A 969-nucleotide genomic window follows, 5' to 3' on the forward strand; every position below is an offset into this window, starting at 1 on the left:
GTGGAGGGGATCGAACCCCCGACCTCACGGGTATGAACCGTACGCTCTAGCCAGCTGAGCTACACCGCCGTTATCTAGTTTGTAAATTTGAAATATGGTGGAGACTAGCGGGATCGAACCGCTGACCTCCTGCGTGCAAAGCAGGCGCTCTCCCAGCTGAGCTAAGCCCCCATATTTTATAAATAGTTCCTATCGGGAAGACAGGATTCGAACCTACGACCCCTTGGTCCCAAACCAAGTGCTCTACCAAGCTGAGCTACTTCCCGTAAGAGAACGCGCCCGATAGGAGTCGAACCCATAACCTTTTGATCCGTAGTCAAACGCTCTATCCAATTGAGCTACGGGCGCAAAATAATAATGGTGCCGAGGACCGGAATCGAACCGGTACGGTGATCTCTCACCGCAGGATTTTAAGTCCTGTGCGTCTGCCAGTTCCGCCACCCCGGCACTATAAAATTAATGGAGCGGAAGACGGGATTCGAACCCGCGACCCCCACCTTGGCAAGGTGGTGTTCTACCACTGAACTACTTCCGCATATGCGGGTGAAGGGAGTCGAACCCCCACGCCGTAAGGCGCTAGATCCTAAGTCTAGTGCGTCTGCCAATTCCGCCACACCCGCGTACACATGTGAGCCATAGAGGATTCGAACCTCTGACCCTCTGATTAAAAGTCAGATGCTCTACCAACTGAGCTAATGGCTCTTAGATGGTGCCGGCCAGAGGACTTGAACCCCCAACCTACTGATTACAAGTCAGTTGCTCTACCAATTGAGCTAGGCCGGCTATTTAATTTGAATGGTGGAGAATGACGGGTTCGAACCGCCGACCCTCTGCTTGTAAGGCAGATGCTCTCCCAACTGAGCTAATTCTCCACTTTTTTATAAGCCTGGCAACGTCCTACTCTAGCGGAACGTCAGTCCAACTACCATCGGCGCTAAGGAGCTTAACTTCTGTGTTCGGCATGGGAAC

9 tRNA genes and 1 rRNA gene are annotated in these 969 nt (G+C 52.4%); all 10 read right to left on the reverse strand.

Annotation, left to right across the window (positions count from 1 at the left end):
* Positions 1–95 precede the first annotated feature (95 nt).
* A tRNA-Ala gene (locus tag CD128_RS07890) sits at positions 96–171 on the reverse strand.
* A gap of 21 nt (positions 172–192) precedes the next feature.
* Positions 193–266, reverse strand: a tRNA-Pro gene (locus CD128_RS07895).
* Between the two features lie 8 nt (positions 267–274).
* Positions 275–348: transfer RNA gene (locus CD128_RS07900), tRNA-Arg, on the reverse strand.
* A gap of 10 nt (positions 349–358) precedes the next feature.
* Positions 359–447 (reverse strand) — tRNA-Leu (locus tag CD128_RS07905).
* 13 nt (positions 448–460) lie between these two features.
* Positions 461–535 (reverse strand) — tRNA-Gly (locus CD128_RS07910).
* Between the two features lie 3 nt (positions 536–538).
* A tRNA-Leu gene (locus CD128_RS07915) sits at positions 539–620 on the reverse strand.
* Between the two features lie 9 nt (positions 621–629).
* A tRNA-Lys gene (locus tag CD128_RS07920) sits at positions 630–702 on the reverse strand.
* Between the two features lie 5 nt (positions 703–707).
* A tRNA-Thr gene (locus tag CD128_RS07925) sits at positions 708–783 on the reverse strand.
* 13 nt (positions 784–796) lie between these two features.
* Positions 797–872: transfer RNA gene (locus CD128_RS07930), tRNA-Val, on the reverse strand.
* Between the two features lie 12 nt (positions 873–884).
* Positions 885–969: ribosomal RNA gene (rrf, locus tag CD128_RS07935) — 5S ribosomal RNA — on the reverse strand; the annotation flags it as partial.

It is taken from the genome of Staphylococcus croceilyticus (assembly GCF_002902575.1).
Lineage (GTDB): Bacteria > Bacillota > Bacilli > Staphylococcales > Staphylococcaceae > Staphylococcus > Staphylococcus croceilyticus.